The sequence below is a fragment of the Streptomyces thermospinosisporus genome, assembly GCF_039526425.1.
Lineage (GTDB): Bacteria > Actinomycetota > Actinomycetes > Streptomycetales > Streptomycetaceae > Streptomyces > Streptomyces thermocarboxydovorans.
This window is the reverse complement of sequence record NZ_BAAAIZ010000051.1, coordinates 1-16,106: the sequence shown is the minus strand read 5'-3', so window position 1 is coordinate 16,106 and position 16,106 is coordinate 1. Positions and strand designations below refer to the sequence as shown.

Genomic DNA, 16,106 nt, shown 5'->3' with positions numbered 1-16,106 from the left:
GATGGTGTCGTAGCCGATGCGTGAGGGGCCGCGTGAAGCGTGCCACGTGTGGCGGGTGGCGGCCGCACATGGGTGGCACGTGACGGGGGCCATGTGGGCACATCGGGTGGCACCGAGGGGGTGCCGTGTGCCGGGTGCCGGACGGGTGCCAAACGACGCGAGGCCGCCCCCAGTGCTTCGGGGACGGCCTCGCGAACGAGCCTGGTTTATCGCGTCTCGCGGTGCGCGGTGTGCGCGTTGCAACGCGGGCAGTGCTTCTTCATCTCAAGACGGTCCGGGTTGTTACGCCGGTTCTTCTTGGTGATGTAGTTCCGCTCCTTGCACTCCACGCAGGCCAGCGTGATCTTCGGGCGGACGTCGGTGGCAGCCACGTGAGTGCTCCTTGACGAACGGTGGACTAGAGATTGACGCACATGAAGAGTAGCCGATCGTCGGACCGACCCGGCAATCGGCTACTGAGAGTAGCGGTGACCGGACTTGAACCGGTGACACAGCGATTATGAGCCGCTTGCTCTACCGACTGAGCTACACCGCTGCGGTGCCTGCGCCGCGAGCGACGCGTGCACCAGAGCCCCAAAACGGAATCGAACCGTTGACCTTCTCCTTACCATGGAGACGCTCTGCCGACTGAGCTATTGGGGCGAGCGATGAAGACATTACACGGTCCTCCGCCGTTCGCCCAAATCCGTTTCCGGTCCCGTTGCGCTTCCCGTTGCGCTTCCATTGGGGGGCCTCGGGTGGCCGTCGGGTGACCGTCGGGTGGCCGTCGGCTGCCACTCGTCCTCTCGTTGAGTAACACTCGCCTCCCGCCGTACGTTCCCGGCGCGGCCGACCACACCGGTACGACTATTGCGCTCCTCCCGTCCCCGGGCGGGCCGCCATCCTAGGCTCGTCCCACTCTGCGTGATCTTGTCTCGCGTGTGATCTCGTCACTGCCCGGGAGTGCGATGCCCGAAAGCCAGCCGCAGCCGCCGCACCACTCGTCCTCGCCCTTCACGGGGTCCTCGCCGTCGTGGGGCGTCGCCGGGGCGGCGCCGCCGCTGCTGCTGTGCGGTGCGCGGCTCACCGACGGGCGGACCGTGGACGTACGGCTGGGCGGCGGGCGCATCGAGGCGGTCGGCACGGCGGGCAGCCTCGCGGCGCCCGCCGCACGCGTCTGCGGCAGCCGGATCGACCTCACCGGCTACCTGCTGCTGCCGGCACCCGCGGAGCCGCACGCCCACGCCGACACCGCGCTGTCCGCCGACACCGCGGGCCCCCCGTCCTACGACCCCGGGGACGTCCAGCGCCGGGCCACGGAGGCGGCACTGCTGCAGCTCGGGCACGGGGCGACCGCGCTGCGGGCCCAGGTGCGAGTGGGCGACCTGGCCGGACTCGGCGCGCTCACCGCCGTACTGCAGGCCCGGCGCTCGCTGTGCGGGCTGGCGGAACTCTCGACGGTGGCCGTGCCCCGGCTGCTGACCGGCGTCGCAGGGGCGGACGGGCTCGCGGTGCTGCGGGACGCGGTGAAGATGGGCGCCTCGGTGGTCGGCGGCTGTCCGGATCTCGACCCCGACCCCACCGGCTATGCCGAGGCGGTACTGGAGCTCGCCTCCGAGCACGGCTGCCCCGTCGACCTGCACACCGACGCCTCCGACCCCGCCCGGCTCGCCCGGATCGCGGCGATGGCGGGCGGACTGCGCCCCGGGGTGACCCTCGGTCCCTGCGGCGGGCTGGCCAAGCTGCCCGCCGAGGTCGCGGCGCGGGCGGCGGACCAGCTGGCCGCGGCGGGAGTCTCGGTGGTCTGCCTGCCGCAGGGCGGCTGCGGCGGCGCGGAACGCCGGGGCACCGCTCCGGTACGGCTGCTGCGCGCGGCCGGGGTGCGGGTGGCCGCCGGGAGCGGCGCCCTGCGGGATGTGTCCAACCCGGTCGGCCGCGGCGACCCCCTGGAGGCGGCGTACCTGCTCGCCTCCCGCCACGGCCTCTCCCCCCAGGACGCCTACGACGCGGTGAGCACCTCGGCCCGCGCGGTCCTCGGGCTGCCCGAGGTGCGCGTGGAGGCCGGCTTCCCGGCGGAGCTGCTGGCGGTGCGCGGGGACGGGCTGGCCGGGGTGCTCTCCCTGGCGTACAGCAGGATCGTGGTGCACGGGGGGCGGGTGGTGGCCCGCACCAGCGCGGTGCGGGAGTACTGCGGTACGGCGGGAACGGCGGATGCGGGGCTGCCGCGGCAGGGGCGGGGCGAAGAGTCTTAGCGGCGAGTCCTAGCGACCGGCCGCGGGGCGTCGGTCCCGCTGGGGGTGGGCCGGGGCTGCTGGGGACTCTGTACCCTCTGCGCTTCTGTGGCTCCTGTGGGCTCTGTCGCATCTGTGGGCTCTGTCGCATCTGTGGGCTCTGAGTCGGGACTCAGTGGGCTCTGTGTCGCGCGGCGATTCCCGCTGGCCGGGCGTACCGTCGGAAGCATGCGCATTGTCATCGCTGGTGGTCATGGTCAGATCGCGCTGCGGCTGGAGCGGCTGCTCGCGGCGCGCGGGGACGAGGCGGTGGGCTTGATCCGCAAGCCCGAACAGGCGGACGACCTGCGGCAGCGGGGCGCCGAACCGGTCGTGCTGGACCTGGAGTCGGCGTCGGTGGAGGAGGTCGCGGAGCGGCTGGCCGGCGCGGACGGCGCGGTGTTCGCGGCCGGGGCGGGGCCGGGCAGCGGTGCGGCTCGCAAGGAGACGGTGGACAAGGCGGCGGCCATCCTGTTCGCCGACGCGGCGGTGCGGGCGGGCGTACGGCGGTTCCTGATCGTGTCGTCCATGGGCGCCGACCCCTCGCACCAGGGTGACGAGGTCTTCGACGTCTACCTGCGCGCCAAGGGCGAGGCCGACGAGTACATCCGCAACCTGGACGGGCTGGACTGGACGATCCTGCGCCCGGGCCGGCTGACGAACGACCCCGGAACCGGCCTGGTCCGCCTGGAGGCGCACACCGGTCGCGGTTCGATCCCGCGCGACGACGTGGCCGCCGTACTGGCGGAGCTGCTGGACACACCGGCCACGGCCGGGCTGACCCTGGAGCTGATCAGCGGGAAGGTGCCCATTTCGGTGGCGGTGAAGTCGGTCGCGGGCGGGTGAGGGGGCGCGGGGTACTCGCAGACGCCGGGGCGCCTACCGAAGGCGGTGCTCGCAGACGCCGGGGCGCCTACCGAAGGCGGTGCTCGCGGACGCCGGGGCGCCTACCGAAGGCGGTGCTCGCGGACGCCGGGGCGCCTACCCACGGCGGTACTCGCGGACGCCGGGGCAGTCGTGCATGGCGCGGCACTCGCGCACGGCGCGGGACCGGAGCACGGCGTGGCACTCGCGCACGGCGCACGACGTCGCACTCCCGCGCTGCGCGGCATTCGCGCACTCCCCGGCACTCGCTCCCGCGCCCGGCACGGCGGAGGGGAACGTTCCGTAGAACGCGGCCCGTTCTCCCCCCGACCGGCGACCGCTGATCGCGTCGGCTCCCCGACCTGGCTAGGAGCGTCGTGCCCGAGACCACACCCGTCACCTCCGCCTTCGTCCCCGAGCTTCCGGCGCTGACCGCGCAGGCCGAGCGGCTGATCGAGCTGGGGGTGCACGAGATCGCGGGGCTGCCCGCCGACCAGATCCGGTCGTTCGCCAAGACGGCCGAGGCCCCCGCGGACGCGTCCTACGGCACACACCGGCGTCGGCCGCGGACTTCCGCGACCGGCGGGCCACGGGCCGGTGTGTGGCCGGCACGCTCCTCGCCGTGCACCCGGAGGCGGCCCCCCGCCTCGGCGCTGGCCCCGCTGCTGCGCCGCGAGGGCAAGCCGGGATTCGTGGTCACCGACATGCCCGACGTCGACGAGTTCACCCCGCTCGACTCGGTGACGCTCCCCGAGGGGCCTCTCTACCTCGTCGCCGGCATCGACCGCGGCGACCACATGGCCAACTGGAGTCCGGACGAGGCGCTGCCCGCGCTCACCAAGGAGTCCCGTACGCCGCTGGTGCTCACCGAGGGCATCCACTGGGTGCTCCAGCAGCCGGAGGCCCTGGAGCGCAACCACTGCTTCATGACCATCGGCTCCCGCCTCCGCAAGGCCAACGGCACGCTGGACTCCCGCACCCCGGCGATATGGATCAGCAACGGCACGGGCCGGGACGGCCGCGAGCGCCGCAACGCCCCCAAGGTCGGCTGGTGCTGGGCGGGCAACCGCCACACCTGGCTCGGCTTCGCCTCGGCGACGGGGCGTTCGGCCGGCCAGTTGGTCCCGGTCGCTAAAACAACGGCAACTGCCCCGGGAACTCCGGCACGACGTACCCGTCGAGGCCCGGCTGCTCAGGGCCGGGCAGGGCCCGCCGCCGGGACCCGGGGCACGAGGTCAGTTCCCCGTTCTGCCGCGCGCCGGGCGGATCGTGACGCGCGAACCGCCCCGCGACGACGGCGATCTCGCGACGGCACTCGGGGCAGATCCTGCGACGGGACGACGACATGCGGCCAGTGTGCGCGTGCCGCGCATCACGACGCCACATCATGTAGCCGCACGTCGCAGTCAACCCGGAGCATTACCCGCCCCCTTTGAGTGAATGCCGGGTGCAACGTCATGCCGGCTGCCGACGAGCCGAGGCCGGCAGCCGGCCGACTGCGGCAAGGTCATAGCGCCTGGCGTGCTGTCAGTTGTAGTTTGCAGGAAAGGTGTTGAACCGAAACAGCTGCTTCGCCGGGGGGCTGCATGAACATCGAGCTGGCCGAGTTGCTCGCGTCACTGCGTTCTGAGATCGACAGGGCCCGGCTCGACGCCGCCGGCAAGGACGTACGTTTCCGCATCAATTCCATCGATCTGGAGCTTCAGGTGGCGGTGGAGAAGTCGGCAGAGGCCAAGGCCGGGGTGCGGTTCTGGGTGGTCTCAGCCGGCGGTGGTGGGAGCGCCAAGTCGGCACACACGCACACGATCAGGCTCAGTCTGGACGCCCAAACGCGCGATGGCGATCCCGTGCTGACCGGCGACGACGTCTCGGACCTGCTCTCCGCGGGCTGACCGCACCATGCGGCCGTTCGACAAAGCCCGAGTTGCCGAAGTAGTCGTCAGACGAGGGAACCGCACGGAATACGGGTCCGGTTACCGCATCAGCACCCACCTCGTCCTGACCGTGAAGCATCTGCTCGGCCCCCCAGAGCAAAGTCCGGACTGCACCGTCCGGCTCGGCGGCAACGACACAGAGCACCCCGCCTCACCGGTGTGGCGCGCCGCTGGCAGGGATCTGGCGCTGCTACGGCTGTCCTCCCCGGAGGACGCGGAGAGGGCCGCTGACCGGACACTCGGGGTCGTGCCGCCGATCGCCCTGGGCCGGCTGCCGGAAGGCCCGGGCAGCGTGCTGTTCAACGGGATCGGGTTTCCGGCGTATGCGACGCGGCCCGAGTCCGGCCTGGTACGAGGGCTCCGTCGGCGGGACAGCAGGGAGGTCAAGGGGTACGTCCAGTTGGGTTCCAACATGAAGTCCGGGCTCCTGGACCTGATCTTCACCACCTCCCCGCCCGTCGACAGAGGACCTGATGGGCAAGACCCCTGGAAGGGCATCTCGGGTACGGCACTCTTCGCCCAGGACAACACGCTGCTGATCGGCGTGCAGGCGCACCGGCTTCCCGCAGCGGGTACCGGGAGCGCCGAGGGTGAGCCCATCGCCGCCGCACTGGACGACCCCGAATTCGTACGTACCGTCACGCTCGACGGCGTACGGCCGCAGCCAGTGCCCGTAGAACCTCCCGGAAACGAGCCGGGGCACTCCCTGCCGGCCGTGGTGTCACAGGAGGACCTTGTCGAAGGGCTGGGGGAGTTCAAGAAGAACCTCACCCCTGATCATCTGCGCTTTGTCTCACCCGGCAAGGAGCACCCGGCCGATCCGCAGAAACTGTTCGAGAAGCTGGTCGGGTCCGACCGGGGCGTCCTGCTGGTGGGGGCAGCCGGTACCGGCAAGACGCGTACGGGCCTCGAAGTGGGCCGGCTGGCGCTGCGGGCCGGCTGGCGCGTGCTGCATGTCCTGCCCGGTGAGAATCACAGCCTCACCGACGAACTGGCCGAGCACGTCCTGGCCGAGCCCGGCCCCGTCCTGGTGGTGATCGACTACCTCAACGAGTCACAACTCGATCTGCCGGCACTGCGGCACCGTCTCATACCCGCCGCCCACCGCAAGGGCATTCCGATGGCGCTGCTCGCGTCCGTTCGGCCCGGGTGGTTGCAGAAGGTGGACCGTGCGCCGCTGCACGAACTGTTCGACGAGGTGGAGCTGCGGCAGGACGACGAGTTCAGGCGCGAAGTCGCCCTCACGGCGCTGACGAAGCTGGCACCCAGGGCAGTACACCAGCTGGGCAAGGACCGCATGATGGAGATATGCGGGAACCGGCCCATTATCGCTCTCCTGATCGCACGCGAGATCGAACGCCGGGTCGAGGCCGGTCTTTCCGTACCCCTCACCGCGGGCCTGCGCTCCGGCGGAGAACTGCCGGGATGGCTGGAACGGAGGCTTGCCGAGGACGGGTTGACGGTCCGCGGCCGCACCGAAACCTTCACACCCGCCCGCGCCTCGTACGGTCTGGTGGCCGCGGCCGCGGCTGCGGCCGCCTGCCCCCAGCCGCGATCGGAGGTGACGGCGGCCGCTCGCGCCGCCCTTGCCGAAGCGCCAGGTGAAGCGCCGGAGGCCGAGGACATCGTTGCGACGCTTGTCTCGCTCGAGTGGTTCGAGGTCGAGGACGATGTCGTGACGGTGGCGCACGACGTGGTGTCCGACCAGCTCATCGAGTCCGTCGTCCTGCCCGAACGCAACGCCTCCCCGGACCTCTCCGGAATCCGCGCCCTGCTGGCGGGCTGTCTCACCCACCCGCGCACCATCGGCCGCTACGCCGTGAACCTCGGCCGGCTCGTCAATGATCTGTCGCTCGTCGACCGTGCCGATGCGCTGTCCACGGCCTTGAACGACTGGTTCGCCGAGAACGCGTCGGCCATCGGCCGCGTCATGCGGTACGACGCCGATGTGGGCAGCTACGCCCTTGGCGCCGTCTGCTCCGGTCCTCCCTGGCACACCGCCTCCGTCCTCTGCTGGGAAGAGATCGTCGGTCCCTGGCTGGCACGGTTCGGCACGGGCGTCAACGCTCGCCACCTGCTCTACCGGGGCTTGCGCCACCTTCCTTCGGCGGGTGCCCTGCTCCTGGTACCGGTCGCCCTCGACTGGCTCGGCATCCACGGCCGGCGGCGGGAGGCCAGCTACGTTCTCAGTTCCCTGCTCCACCGCACCGACCTCCCCCCTGACACTCTGGAGCGGTCTGTGCGGTGGACGCTTCGCTGGCTGGATCGCCACCTCGGCTCGACCGAGTCCGACTTCGTCCTGCGCGCGCTCCTGGCGCGCCCCGGCCTCGAGGGCAAGGACGTACGACGAGCAGTCGCCGCAGCCCTGACCTGGCTGGAGGACAACACCGGGACCACCGAGGCTCGCTTCGTGCTGGAGCGGGTGCTCTCGCGCCCCGACCTGACGGCCGAGGAGGTGCGAGATGCGGTGTCCGGGACGTTGACCTGGCTGGCCACGTACGCCGAGACCGCCGAGGCCGGCTTCGTTCTGCGCGCGCTCCTTGCTCGCTCCGACCTCGAGCCCCAGGACGCACGGGAAGCCGTAGCCGCGGCACTGAGGTGGCTGAACGGCCACACCGAAACCGCCGACGCCCGCTTCATCCTGGGACCGCTGCTCGCTCACCCCGGACTGGAAGCCGAGGGGGCGCAGCGAGCAGTGGCCGCAGCGCTGTCATGGCTGGAGGAGAGTGCTGCAGGCGTCCAGGTCGGCTTCGTCCTGCGCGCGTTGCTCTCTCGCTCCGACCTCGAGACCGGTGACGTACAGCGAGCAGTCACGGCGGCACTCACCTGGCTGGAGGACAACACCGAACCGGCCGAGTCCGGCTTCGCCCTGCGGGCCCTCCTGGCCCGCCCCGACCTCGAGGCGCACGACGCGCGGAGAGCCGTAGCCGCGGCACTGACCTGGCTGGAGGACAACACCGAGGTTGCCGAAGCCGGCTTCGCCCTGCGGGCCATCCTGGCCCGCCCCGACCTCGAGGCCCAGGACGCGCAGCGGGCAGTTGCCGCCGCACTGAGCTGGCTGGAGAGGCACACCAGCGCCGCGGAGGCCGACTTCGTCCTGCGCGGGCTGCTCGGCCGCTCCGACCTCACGGCCGAGGAAGCACGGCGAACGGTGTCCAGGGCACTGACCTGGCTGGAGATGTACGCCGAAACCGCGGAGGTCGACTTCATCCTGCGCGGGCTGCTCGGCCGTTCCGACCTCACGGCCGAGGACGCACGGCGAACGGTGTCCAGGGCACTGACCTGGCTGGAGGGTCACAGCGACCTTGCCGAAGCCGGTTTCGTCCTGGCTCCGTTGCTCGCCCGCCCCGACCTACGGGACGACGACGTGCAGCACGCGGCCTCCGCGGCACTGTCCTGGCTCGACAGATACGTCAGAACCACTCAGGCGAGCTTCGTCCTCGCGGAATTGCTCGCTCGCTCCGACCTCACGGCCGACGACGCACGGCGGGCCGTTGCCGTGGCGCTCACCTGGCTGGAGGGTCACAGCGACCTTGCCGAAGCCGGTTTCGTCCTGGCTCCGTTGCTCGCCCGCCCCGACCTACGGGACGACGACGTGCAGCACGCGGCCTCCGCGGCACTGTCCTGGCTCGACAGATACGTCAGAACCACTCAGGCGAGCTTCGTCCTCGGGGAATTGCTCGCTCGCTCCGACTTCACGGCCGACGACGCACGGCGGGCAGTTGCCGTGGCGTTCACCTGGCTGAACGAGAACGTGGGGACTGCTGAGGCCAGCTTCGTCCTGCGCGAACTGCTCGCTCGCTCCGACCTCACGGCCGACGACGCACGGCGGGCAGTTGCCGTGGCGCTCACCTGGCTGAACGAGAACGTGGAGACTGCTGAGGCCAGCTTCGTCCTGGCAGCATTGTCATCCCGCTCCGTTCTGGAGACCCGAGAGGCCCGGCAGACAATCTCCGCAGCACTCACCTGGCTCGAGACATACGCCAGAACCCGAGAGGCCGGCTACGTCCTGCGCGCACTGCTCCCTCGCTCCGACCTCACGGCCGACGACGCACGGCGGGCAGTTGCCGTGGCGCTCACCCGGCTCGAGGAGGACGCCGCTTCCGCGGAGGACGGCCCCGTCATCGGAGCGCTGCTTGCTCACCGGCGTCTGGAGGCCCCAGAACTCCGGCAGGCGATCACCCGAGCCTTCGACTGGCTCGAGACATACGCCGGCGTCCCAGAGGGCAGCTTCGTCCTGGGAGGGCTGCTTGCTCACCGCCGTCTGGAGGCCCAGGAACTCCGGCGGGCGATCACCAGAACGCTCACCTGGCTCGAGACGCACCCCAGAGCTCCGGAGGCCAGTTGGGTCCTGGAAGGGCTCGTCAGCCGTTCCGACCTCGGCGCCGAGGAGGTGCAGCAGGCAGTCGCCGCGGCCCTGACCTGGCTGGAGACCCATGGTGAAACCGCCGACGCCAGCTTCGTCCTGCGCGCGCTGATCACTCGCTCCGACCTCGAGGAGAAGAATGCGCAGCGGGCAGTTGCCGTGGCGCTGAACTGGCTGGACGGAAACGCGGGAACTGGTCAGGCTCGCTTCGTGCTGGATCGGCTGCTGTCTCGTTCCGGCCTCGGGGCAGAGGCGGCGCGGCGGACGGTGGCCCATGCGCTGAACTGGCTGGAGAAATACGCTGCGACCGCCGGAGCCAGCTTCGTCCTGGCTCCGTTGCTCGCCCGCTCCGACCTCGGGACCGACGACGTGCGGCGGACGGTCTCCCTCACCTTGGCCTGGCTGGACCAGAACATCGAAACCGTCAGGGCTCGTTACGTCCTCCAGGCGCTGCTGTCCCGCTCCGACCTCCAGGCAGGGCATGAGCAGCGCGCGATCTCCGCGGCCGTGACCTGGCTGGACAAGTACGCCGAAACCACCGAGGCGCGGGTCGTCCTGCGCGCACTGCACCCCCAGGGTGGCCTCGAGGTCGAGAAGGTGCGGCGGGCCGTGTCCCGGGCAGTGACCTGGCTGAAGGCGAACTCCGGATCCGCTGAGGCGCGCTTCGTCCTGTGGCCGCTGCTTCTTCGCTCCGACCTCGCGGGCGAGGAAGCGCGGCCGGCGATGGACGGTGCGCAGATTTGGCTGAAGAAGTACACGGAGACCGCCGATGCCTGCTTCGTCCTGCGCGCGTTGCTCTCTCGCTCCGACCTGGAGGCCGGGGAAGCACGGCAGGCGATGGACCAGGCGCAGAGCTGGCTGGAGAGGTATGTCGAAACCGCCGAGGCCAGCTTCGTCCTGGGACGGTTGCTCGCCCGCCCCGATCTCGGCGACGAAGACGTGCGGCGGACGGTTCCGGTGGCGTTGGCCTGGCTGGAACGCCATGGCGCCGCCTCGGACGCAAGCTTCGTCGTAGCGCCTTTGCTTGCTCGCCGCGACCTGGGAAACGAGGAGGTGCGGCGGGCCGTGTCCATGGCGCTGGAGTGGGTGGAGCTCCATGCCGCAGCCTACGGTCGCCGCTTCGTCCTGGAGTCCTTGCTCTCCCGTACCGACCTCACACCGCAGGAAGCAGAGCGGGCCGCTGCGCTGGCCCTGGTACGGTGACCGGCCGATTGCCCTCCGTGGTGACCTGTCGGGGGCATATGAGATACCTGAGCAGGTCGACGGAACCGGTGTGGCCCGGTGTTCTGCCGGTCTGGGATCCAGCATGCTCACGCGAGCCGTATCCCACGTGGTCGGCCCGGCTCCCGGATGATCGCCCCCTTGGCCTCCAGCTCGCGCAGCTGATAGTGCACCGAGGACCAGCGCAGGCCGACCGTGTCGGCGAGCTCGGCGATCGTGGGAGCGTCACCCTGGTCGACGATGGCCAGGCGGATCTCGCGGAGGATCCGCTCCTGCGTCTCGGTGAGGTGCTGAACCTTACGCCTGACCATGCCCCCAGTAGAAACCTTGTTCGATTTTTGAGGCAAGCTGGAGGCGTGACCACCCTCCCGCCCGACCTGCTCAGACTCCGCACCCTGGAGACCTACCTCCAGCTCCTCCTCGACGAGGTACGGCGTGCCATCGCCCACGCCGAGCAGCGGGAGGCCGAACGGCAGCGCGGCATCCAGGCCCGCCCGCCGGCGCCGGACTGGCTCCTGGAACTGGGGCTCAGCCGCGACGCACCGCCCGTCCAGGTACACGTGGGCGGCTGCTGGAACGCCGGCAAGCGGTCCAGGGGCATCAGCCGGGACGAGGCACTGCGAGCCCTCGCGGACGGAGTCAAGGCATGCGGGGCCTGCCGTCCGGACAACGAACTCGGCTTCATCGACGGCTAGGAGCACCGGCTCCATGGGGCGTTGTGCAGGGCGGGGCGACCATCGAGGGGGGCGTTGTGCAGGGGTGAGTCTCTATCGAAGGGGGCGTTGTCAGTGGCTTCGGCTACGGTGCGCGATTGCTGGGCCGGACGGAGATCGTTGGGGACTCGCGGCCATGGGGGGTGGGTAGGAAGGTCCCCGGCAGCCGGCTCGGGACTGGAATCGGTATCCGCAGCCCCACCCCCCTTCCCACTCCCCGGCCGGACAGCGAGCTGGGCTTCCCCCGACAGCACATCTAGGCGGTCTTGCGCGGCTTCCGGGCGGTCTTCTTCGCTGCCGTCTTCTTCGCTGCCGTCTTCTTCGCTGCCGACTTCTTCGCGGTCTTCTTGCCCGCGGTCTTCTTCTGCTTCGGCATCTCGTGCACGTCGGCTTCCCGCTCGCCCCGGGAGGAACGGGCCTTCTTCACGGACTCCTGCAGAGCCGCCATGAGGTCCACGACCTGGCCCGACGTCTCGGCCGGCTCGGGCGCCTCCGGCAGCTCCTGATGCTCGCGCTTGGCCTCGATGATCTGCTCCAGGGCCTCGGTGTAGGTGTCCCGGAACTCCTCGCCCTCCAGGTCCTCGCGGGTCATGGTCTCCATCAGCGCCAAGGCACCCTCGATCTCCTCCTCGGAGAGGTCGACGGGCGGGGGCACCAGCTCGGACGGGTCACGGATCTCGTCCGGCCAGCGCATCGCGTGCAGCACGATCACGTCGTCACGCACCCGGAGCAGGCCCAGACGCTCGCGGCCCGACCAGGCGAACTTGGCCACGGCGACCTTCGACGAGCGGGCCAGCGCATCACGCAGCAGCTTGTACGGCTTGGCCGCGACCTGCCCCGAGGGCTGCAGGTAGTAGCCCTCACCGATCCGGATGGGGTCGACCGACTCCAGCGGCACGAACGCTTCGATCTCGATGGCCTTCGCGGTCGGCAGCGGCAGATTGCTCAGCTCGTCGTCGCTGATCGGGATGACCTGCTCCTTGGTGAGCTGGTAGCCCTTGCCGATCTCGTCGCTGCTGACCTCGCGGTCCTCCACCTCGCAGAACTTGCGCACCCGGACACGTCCCATGTCCTCCAGGTGGTACTGGTGGAACCGCACGGAGTGGTCCTCCGTCGCGCTGACCACGTTGATCGGCACGCTGACCAGGCCAAAGGAGATGGCGCCGCTCCAGATAGTGCGGGGCATGGCACACGTCCTTCCGATGCAGCCCCGAGCACCATCAGACTATGCAGGCCTCTCCCTTCCCGCACACCTCAGCGCGGCAGGAGCGTGGCGCTCCATACGCCTCCCCCTCTGCGTCTGGCTGTGATCTCGGGTGTCGAGCGGGCGATAGGCATGTATCTCTCATCGCTACTGCCTACGGGTTGGTCAGGCATGTACGCATCTCCGCAGGGTGGGACGTCCCCGACGCTGCCGTCACCGTCGAGCCTGAACCGTTTCCGACCCCAGGGCCGTCCATACGGGCACCCTGACACCTGGAGTCGCCGCACAGTGAGCACATCCGAACCGCCACCCTGGCCGCACTGCGCACACGGGGCGGACCCTACGACCCCGTTGGGTGCCGAGGCATCCACGTCCCCGGCCACACCGCGTGCCTCGCCCATCTTGCCGACGCAGACCGTGACGCCTATCTGGCCGCCCTGACTCCAGGCGCCAGCATCGACCACCGCGGCACCACCTTCACCGAACCCCCTCCTCAACGCTTTGCTCAACGCCCTCCGGGGCCCTGCAACCGGTAACGCCTGCATAGGCAAAGCCGCGTTCCATGAGGCGACCTTCGATGGCAACGCCATGCTCACGTCGGCGACCTTCAAGGGCGACGCCTGGTTCGTGTCGGCGACCTTCGAGGGCAACGCCATGTTCGAGTCAGCGACCTTCGAGGGCGACGCCATCTTCGTGTGGGCGACCCTCGAGGGCCTCGCTCTCTTCGTATCGGCGACCTTCAGGGGTGACGCACGCCGGACGACACGCCGCCGAATCTGGTCGACGGGGTCAAGGAGATCGCCGAACGGTACGGACCGGGCAGCCTGATCGGGCAGTTCATCCGCCGGGCCGAGCCGGAGATCCTGGCGGGTACGTCCCGCGTGTTGGCAAGTGCCCCACAGCCGAGCGTCAGCCGATGTAGGGGGTCGTCCGGGCGTCGTCCGCGGCGTGCTCGATGCGGAGGCGCATCGTGGGGTGGACGTCGAGCTTGGGCAGATCCGCCGGGTCGACCCAGCGGACCTGTGTCGTCTCACTGCTCGTACGCAGCTCACCGCCGACCGGGCGGGCCCGGAAGCAGATGCTGAACTGCTGCCGGACCTCTCCGTCGTCGTACTGCATCACGTGCCCCGGGTCGGTGTAGATCCCGGAGACGTCGACGACCTCCACTTCGATGCCGGTCTCTTCCCGCACCTCACGTACGACGGTGTCACTGATCGACTCCCCCACGTCGTGCCCACCCCCGGGCAGCGCCCAACGCCCGTTGTCGGACCGCTGGATCATCAGTACCTGGCCCGCCTCGTTCCGCACGAACGCGACCACGGACGGCACGACCGAGTTGGCCGGCGGAGCGTCGGGATCGTGCAGGTAGTCGATGCGTCCCATGCTCAGGCTCCTACGAAGTCGCTGTCCGTGCTCTGGATCGACTTTGCCCGATCTCGCAGGCGAATCGGGGAGTTGCGACGCAAGGTCGGGGTGCTGATGCCAATGGCCGTGCGACACTTCGGGGAACAGCGGCGCCGTTGGCATGTACCCGCCCCGTCAGTCCCGCGGTACTATGGCGGCAGCACAGGGATCATGGTGCAGCTGCTCCTACCCGGGGCCACCTTGCTGGTGACGGCGTCGCTGTCGATCGTGCTGGCCCCGGACGCCCTCTCTGGCTCATTGTGGCCGTGGTCGCGGTGCTGGTCGCGGTGGCCGTCTGGGACGCCTACCGGGCGCCGCTGAGCACAACTTGCCGCAACGAGCCATGGCGGTCTATGACGGAACGGGCGCAGGCATTGGCCGCCCCATCTCACGCCCGCTCAGTGCGCGTCGCCGCTCGCCAAGCGTCCATATGATCTTCGCCACGCGGCCGTGTCCACCTGGCTCAGTTCCGGGGTGGAACCGCAGGAAGTAGCCGCGCGCGCCGGCCACAGTGTGGCCGTGCTGTTCCGGGTGTACGCCAAGTGCCTGGACGGCGGTGCGGCCACAGCGAACGCCCGGATCGAGCGGGCACTGAGGAGCGGCAACTAGGGGGCCGAAGCTGCCCCACGCCTGCCCCACACGGACTGGTCAGCACCCGAATCAGGGTGAGACACACTGGGAAAAAGCGCCCATAACGATCAGGGCGGGCCGGTCAACGAGCAAGACCCCCTCCGTCCTGCGTTTCCGCAGTTCGGAGGGGGTCTCTTTTCAACTTTCTCAGCGTGGCGGCGCCAGGATTCGAACCTGGGAAGGCTGAGCCGGCAGATTTACAGTCTGCTCCCTTTGGCCGCTCGGGCACACCGCCTGGGTTGCTGCTCGGGTACCGCGTTTCCGCGGTGCTCCCCGGCAACGACGTAAACAATACCTGATGGACGGGGGTGGTTCGCCACCCGATTGATCGCCACCCGGAGGACGGGGGGTGGCTAGGCTTGTCCGGATGCGGCCGGGGACCGGCAACCGGGTCGATGGCCGCCCCAGGTACGCAGGTACGCATCCGGCCCGCAGCCGATACGCACCCCGATACAAGGAGCCACAGGACATGGCCGACTCCAGTTTCGACATCGTCTCGAAGGTCGAGCGGCAGGAGGTCGACAACGCCCTCAACCAGACCGCCAAGGAGATCTCGCAGCGCTACGACTTCAAGGGCGTTGGCGCCGCGATCTCGTGGTCCGGGGACAAGATCCTCATGGAGGCCAACTCCGAGGACCGGGTGAAGGCCGTCCTCGACGTCTTCCAGTCCAAGCTGATCAAGCGTGGCGTCTCGCTGAAGGCCCTGGACGCGGGTGAGCCGCAGCTCTCGGGCAAGGAGTACAAGATCTTCGCCACGATCCAGGAGGGCATCTCCCAGGAGAACGCCAAGAAGGTGGCGAAGATCATCCGTGACGAGGGCCCGAAGGGTGTGAAGGCACAGGTGCAGGGCGACGAACTGCGCGTCTCCTCCAAGAGCCGTGACGATCTGCAGGCCGTCATCGCGCTGCTGAAGAGCAAGGACTTCGACTTCGCGCTGCAGTTCGTGAACTACCGCTGATGAACGGCTCTGACCTGCGCAGACGGAGCTAGGCAGACTTCGCAGGGCACAACGGGGGCACGTCGCCGAGAACGGCCTCGACCGCTGCCCTCGTTGTGTCCTCCTCGTCGGGCCACAGGTGGGTGTAGGTGTCGAGCGTGATCGACGGCTTGGTGTGCCCGAGTCGCTTCTGAACGGTCTTGACGTTCTCCCCGTGCTTGATGAGGAGCGACGCGTAGAAGTGCCGTAGGTCGTGCAGGCTGGCGCCCTCCGGAATGGTGACGCGGGCCGGTTCACGGCCTTCGGGCTTGCCACTGCGAACCCATGCCGCGTGCGCGGTGTCGTATGCCTCGGCGAGCGCGTCGGCGGCACGCCGGCGGGTCCTCCCCCACACCTGAGACCAAGCGCCGCGGCGCACTACTTCGCGGTGCTGGTTCGCCCGTCCCCCCGGGCGGGCAGCAGCAGCGCACACAGGCATGCGAGGGCACGCGCGATAAGGTCGGCCATGTTCGTCAGCTCCCTATTAGGCGCCGTTTCTGATGGCGTGATCGTTCGTTGAGCAGTGCATGACGGATCTGGTTGAG

The 16,106-nt window shown here is 69.7% G+C and carries 14 protein-coding genes, 3 tRNA genes and 2 pseudogenes; 9 read left to right on the top strand and 10 right to left on the bottom strand.

Translation table 11 applies throughout. The features are described from left to right. Positions 1 to 206 precede the first annotated feature (206 nt). The 3 genes from rpmG to ABD207_RS17855 all read right to left on the bottom strand — a co-directional run bounded on the left by rpmG (position 207) and on the right by ABD207_RS17855 (position 642). A complete protein-coding gene (rpmG, locus tag ABD207_RS17865; protein ID WP_003948671.1) occupies positions 207 to 371 on the bottom strand; it encodes a 50S ribosomal protein L33 in 165 nt (54 codons plus the stop codon). 91 nt (positions 372 to 462) lie between these two features. Continuing rightward, a tRNA-Met gene (locus ABD207_RS17860) sits at positions 463 to 535 on the bottom strand. A gap of 34 nt (positions 536 to 569) precedes the next feature. Further along, positions 570 to 642: transfer RNA gene (locus tag ABD207_RS17855), tRNA-Thr, on the bottom strand. Between the two features lie 305 nt (positions 643 to 947). Between ABD207_RS17855 and ABD207_RS17850 the strand changes: the two genes are divergently transcribed. The 3 genes and pseudogenes from ABD207_RS17850 to ABD207_RS17840 form a co-directional block, all read left to right on the top strand. Continuing rightward, the gene (locus ABD207_RS17850; RefSeq protein WP_344014085.1) at positions 948 to 2,231 is read left to right on the top strand and encodes an amidohydrolase family protein; all 1,284 of its coding nucleotides are present in this window, start codon (positions 948 to 950) and stop codon (positions 2,229 to 2,231) included. A 207-nt stretch (positions 2,232 to 2,438) separates the two neighbouring features. Continuing rightward, on the top strand, positions 2,439 to 3,095 hold the full coding sequence (locus ABD207_RS17845) for an SDR family oxidoreductase (RefSeq protein ID WP_344014084.1): 657 nt from the start codon (positions 2,439 to 2,441) through the stop codon (positions 3,093 to 3,095). A gap of 395 nt (positions 3,096 to 3,490) precedes the next feature. Next, positions 3,491 to 4,219 (top strand): annotated as a pseudogene (locus ABD207_RS17840) (DUF5701 family protein); the annotation flags it as partial. Between the two features lie 25 nt (positions 4,220 to 4,244). Here the strand turns inward: ABD207_RS17840 and ABD207_RS17835 are convergent. Beyond that, positions 4,245 to 4,460 (bottom strand): hypothetical protein, encoded by a 216-nt coding sequence (locus ABD207_RS17835; RefSeq protein WP_344014203.1) that lies wholly within the window; start codon positions 4,458 to 4,460, stop codon positions 4,245 to 4,247. Positions 4,461 to 4,699: 239 nt separating this feature from the next. On the opposite strand from ABD207_RS17835, the gene ABD207_RS17830 reads away from it, so the two are divergent. Then, entirely contained in the window at positions 4,700 to 5,005 is a 306-nt protein-coding gene (locus tag ABD207_RS17830; RefSeq protein ID WP_344014083.1) for a trypco2 family protein, read from the top strand. Between the two features lie 835 nt (positions 5,006 to 5,840). Here ABD207_RS17830 and ABD207_RS17825 read toward each other — a convergent pair. After that, a complete protein-coding gene (locus tag ABD207_RS17825) occupies positions 5,841 to 6,050 on the bottom strand; it encodes a hypothetical protein (RefSeq protein WP_344014082.1) in 210 nt (69 codons plus the stop codon). A gap of 117 nt (positions 6,051 to 6,167) precedes the next feature. Between ABD207_RS17825 and ABD207_RS17820 the strand changes: the two genes are divergently transcribed. Then, positions 6,168 to 10,616, top strand: coding sequence for a hypothetical protein (locus tag ABD207_RS17820; protein ID WP_344014081.1), 4,449 nt, complete (start codon positions 6,168 to 6,170; stop codon positions 10,614 to 10,616). A 107-nt stretch (positions 10,617 to 10,723) separates the two neighbouring features. Here the strand turns inward: ABD207_RS17820 and ABD207_RS17815 are convergent, their stop codons facing one another. Further along, on the bottom strand, positions 10,724 to 10,945 hold the full coding sequence (locus ABD207_RS17815; RefSeq protein WP_344014080.1) for a LexA family protein: 222 nt from the start codon (positions 10,943 to 10,945) through the stop codon (positions 10,724 to 10,726). Positions 10,946 to 10,990: 45 nt separating this feature from the next. Between ABD207_RS17815 and ABD207_RS17810 the strand changes: the two genes are divergently transcribed. Further along, on the top strand, positions 10,991 to 11,329 hold the full coding sequence (locus ABD207_RS17810; RefSeq protein WP_344014079.1) for a DUF6233 domain-containing protein: 339 nt from the start codon (positions 10,991 to 10,993) through the stop codon (positions 11,327 to 11,329). Between the two features lie 274 nt (positions 11,330 to 11,603). Here the strand turns inward: ABD207_RS17810 and ku are convergent, their stop codons facing one another. Continuing rightward, positions 11,604 to 12,533 (bottom strand): non-homologous end joining protein Ku, encoded by a 930-nt coding sequence (gene ku / locus ABD207_RS17805; protein WP_344014078.1) that lies wholly within the window; start codon positions 12,531 to 12,533, stop codon positions 11,604 to 11,606. Between the two features lie 519 nt (positions 12,534 to 13,052). Here ku and ABD207_RS17800 point away from each other — a divergent pair. Beyond that, positions 13,053 to 13,379, top strand: coding sequence for a pentapeptide repeat-containing protein (locus ABD207_RS17800; protein ID WP_344014077.1), 327 nt, complete (start codon positions 13,053 to 13,055; stop codon positions 13,377 to 13,379). Positions 13,380 to 13,460: 81 nt separating this feature from the next. On the opposite strand, the gene ABD207_RS17795 is transcribed toward ABD207_RS17800, so the two are convergent. After that, a complete protein-coding gene (locus ABD207_RS17795) occupies positions 13,461 to 13,934 on the bottom strand; it encodes an NUDIX domain-containing protein (protein ID WP_344014076.1) in 474 nt (157 codons plus the stop codon). A 408-nt stretch (positions 13,935 to 14,342) separates the two neighbouring features. On the opposite strand from ABD207_RS17795, the pseudogene ABD207_RS17790 reads away from it, so the two are divergent. Beyond that, positions 14,343 to 14,564, top strand: a pseudogene (locus ABD207_RS17790) (site-specific integrase); the annotation flags it as partial. A gap of 174 nt (positions 14,565 to 14,738) precedes the next feature. On the opposite strand, the gene ABD207_RS17785 reads toward ABD207_RS17790, so the two are convergent. Then, a tRNA-Tyr gene (locus tag ABD207_RS17785) sits at positions 14,739 to 14,820 on the bottom strand. 234 nt (positions 14,821 to 15,054) lie between these two features. Between ABD207_RS17785 and ABD207_RS17780 the strand changes: the two genes are divergently transcribed. Then, positions 15,055 to 15,543, top strand: a complete 489-nt coding sequence (locus ABD207_RS17780; RefSeq protein ID WP_344014075.1) for a YajQ family cyclic di-GMP-binding protein — start codon at positions 15,055 to 15,057, stop codon at positions 15,541 to 15,543. Between the two features lie 28 nt (positions 15,544 to 15,571). Here the strand turns inward: ABD207_RS17780 and ABD207_RS17775 are convergent, their stop codons facing one another. Beyond that, complete coding sequence (locus ABD207_RS17775) at positions 15,572 to 15,916, bottom strand: tyrosine-type recombinase/integrase (RefSeq protein WP_344014074.1); 345 nt, start codon at positions 15,914 to 15,916, stop codon at positions 15,572 to 15,574. Positions 15,917 to 16,106 lie beyond the last annotated feature (190 nt).

Excerpts from the sequence above, each read along its gene's own strand:
- ku (WP_344014078.1), bottom strand. The coding sequence starts at position 12,533 with ATGCCCCGCACTATCTGGAGCGGCGCCATCTCCTTTGGCCTGGTCAGC.
- ABD207_RS17780 (WP_344014075.1), top strand. The coding sequence starts at position 15,055 with ATGGCCGACTCCAGTTTCGACATCGTCTCGAAGGTCGAGCGGCAGGAG.
- ABD207_RS17845 (WP_344014084.1), top strand. The coding sequence starts at position 2,439 with ATGCGCATTGTCATCGCTGGTGGTCATGGTCAGATCGCGCTGCGGCTG.
- ABD207_RS17850 (WP_344014085.1), top strand. The coding sequence starts at position 948 with ATGCCCGAAAGCCAGCCGCAGCCGCCGCACCACTCGTCCTCGCCCTTC.
- ABD207_RS17815 (WP_344014080.1), bottom strand. The coding sequence starts at position 10,945 with ATGGTCAGGCGTAAGGTTCAGCACCTCACCGAGACGCAGGAGCGGATC.
- ABD207_RS17820 (WP_344014081.1), top strand. The coding sequence starts at position 6,168 with ATGGCGCTGCTCGCGTCCGTTCGGCCCGGGTGGTTGCAGAAGGTGGAC.
- ABD207_RS17795 (WP_344014076.1), bottom strand. The coding sequence starts at position 13,934 with ATGGGACGCATCGACTACCTGCACGATCCCGACGCTCCGCCGGCCAAC.
- ABD207_RS17830 (WP_344014083.1), top strand. The coding sequence starts at position 4,700 with ATGAACATCGAGCTGGCCGAGTTGCTCGCGTCACTGCGTTCTGAGATC.
- ABD207_RS17835 (WP_344014203.1), bottom strand. The coding sequence starts at position 4,460 with ATGTCGTCGTCCCGTCGCAGGATCTGCCCCGAGTGCCGTCGCGAGATC.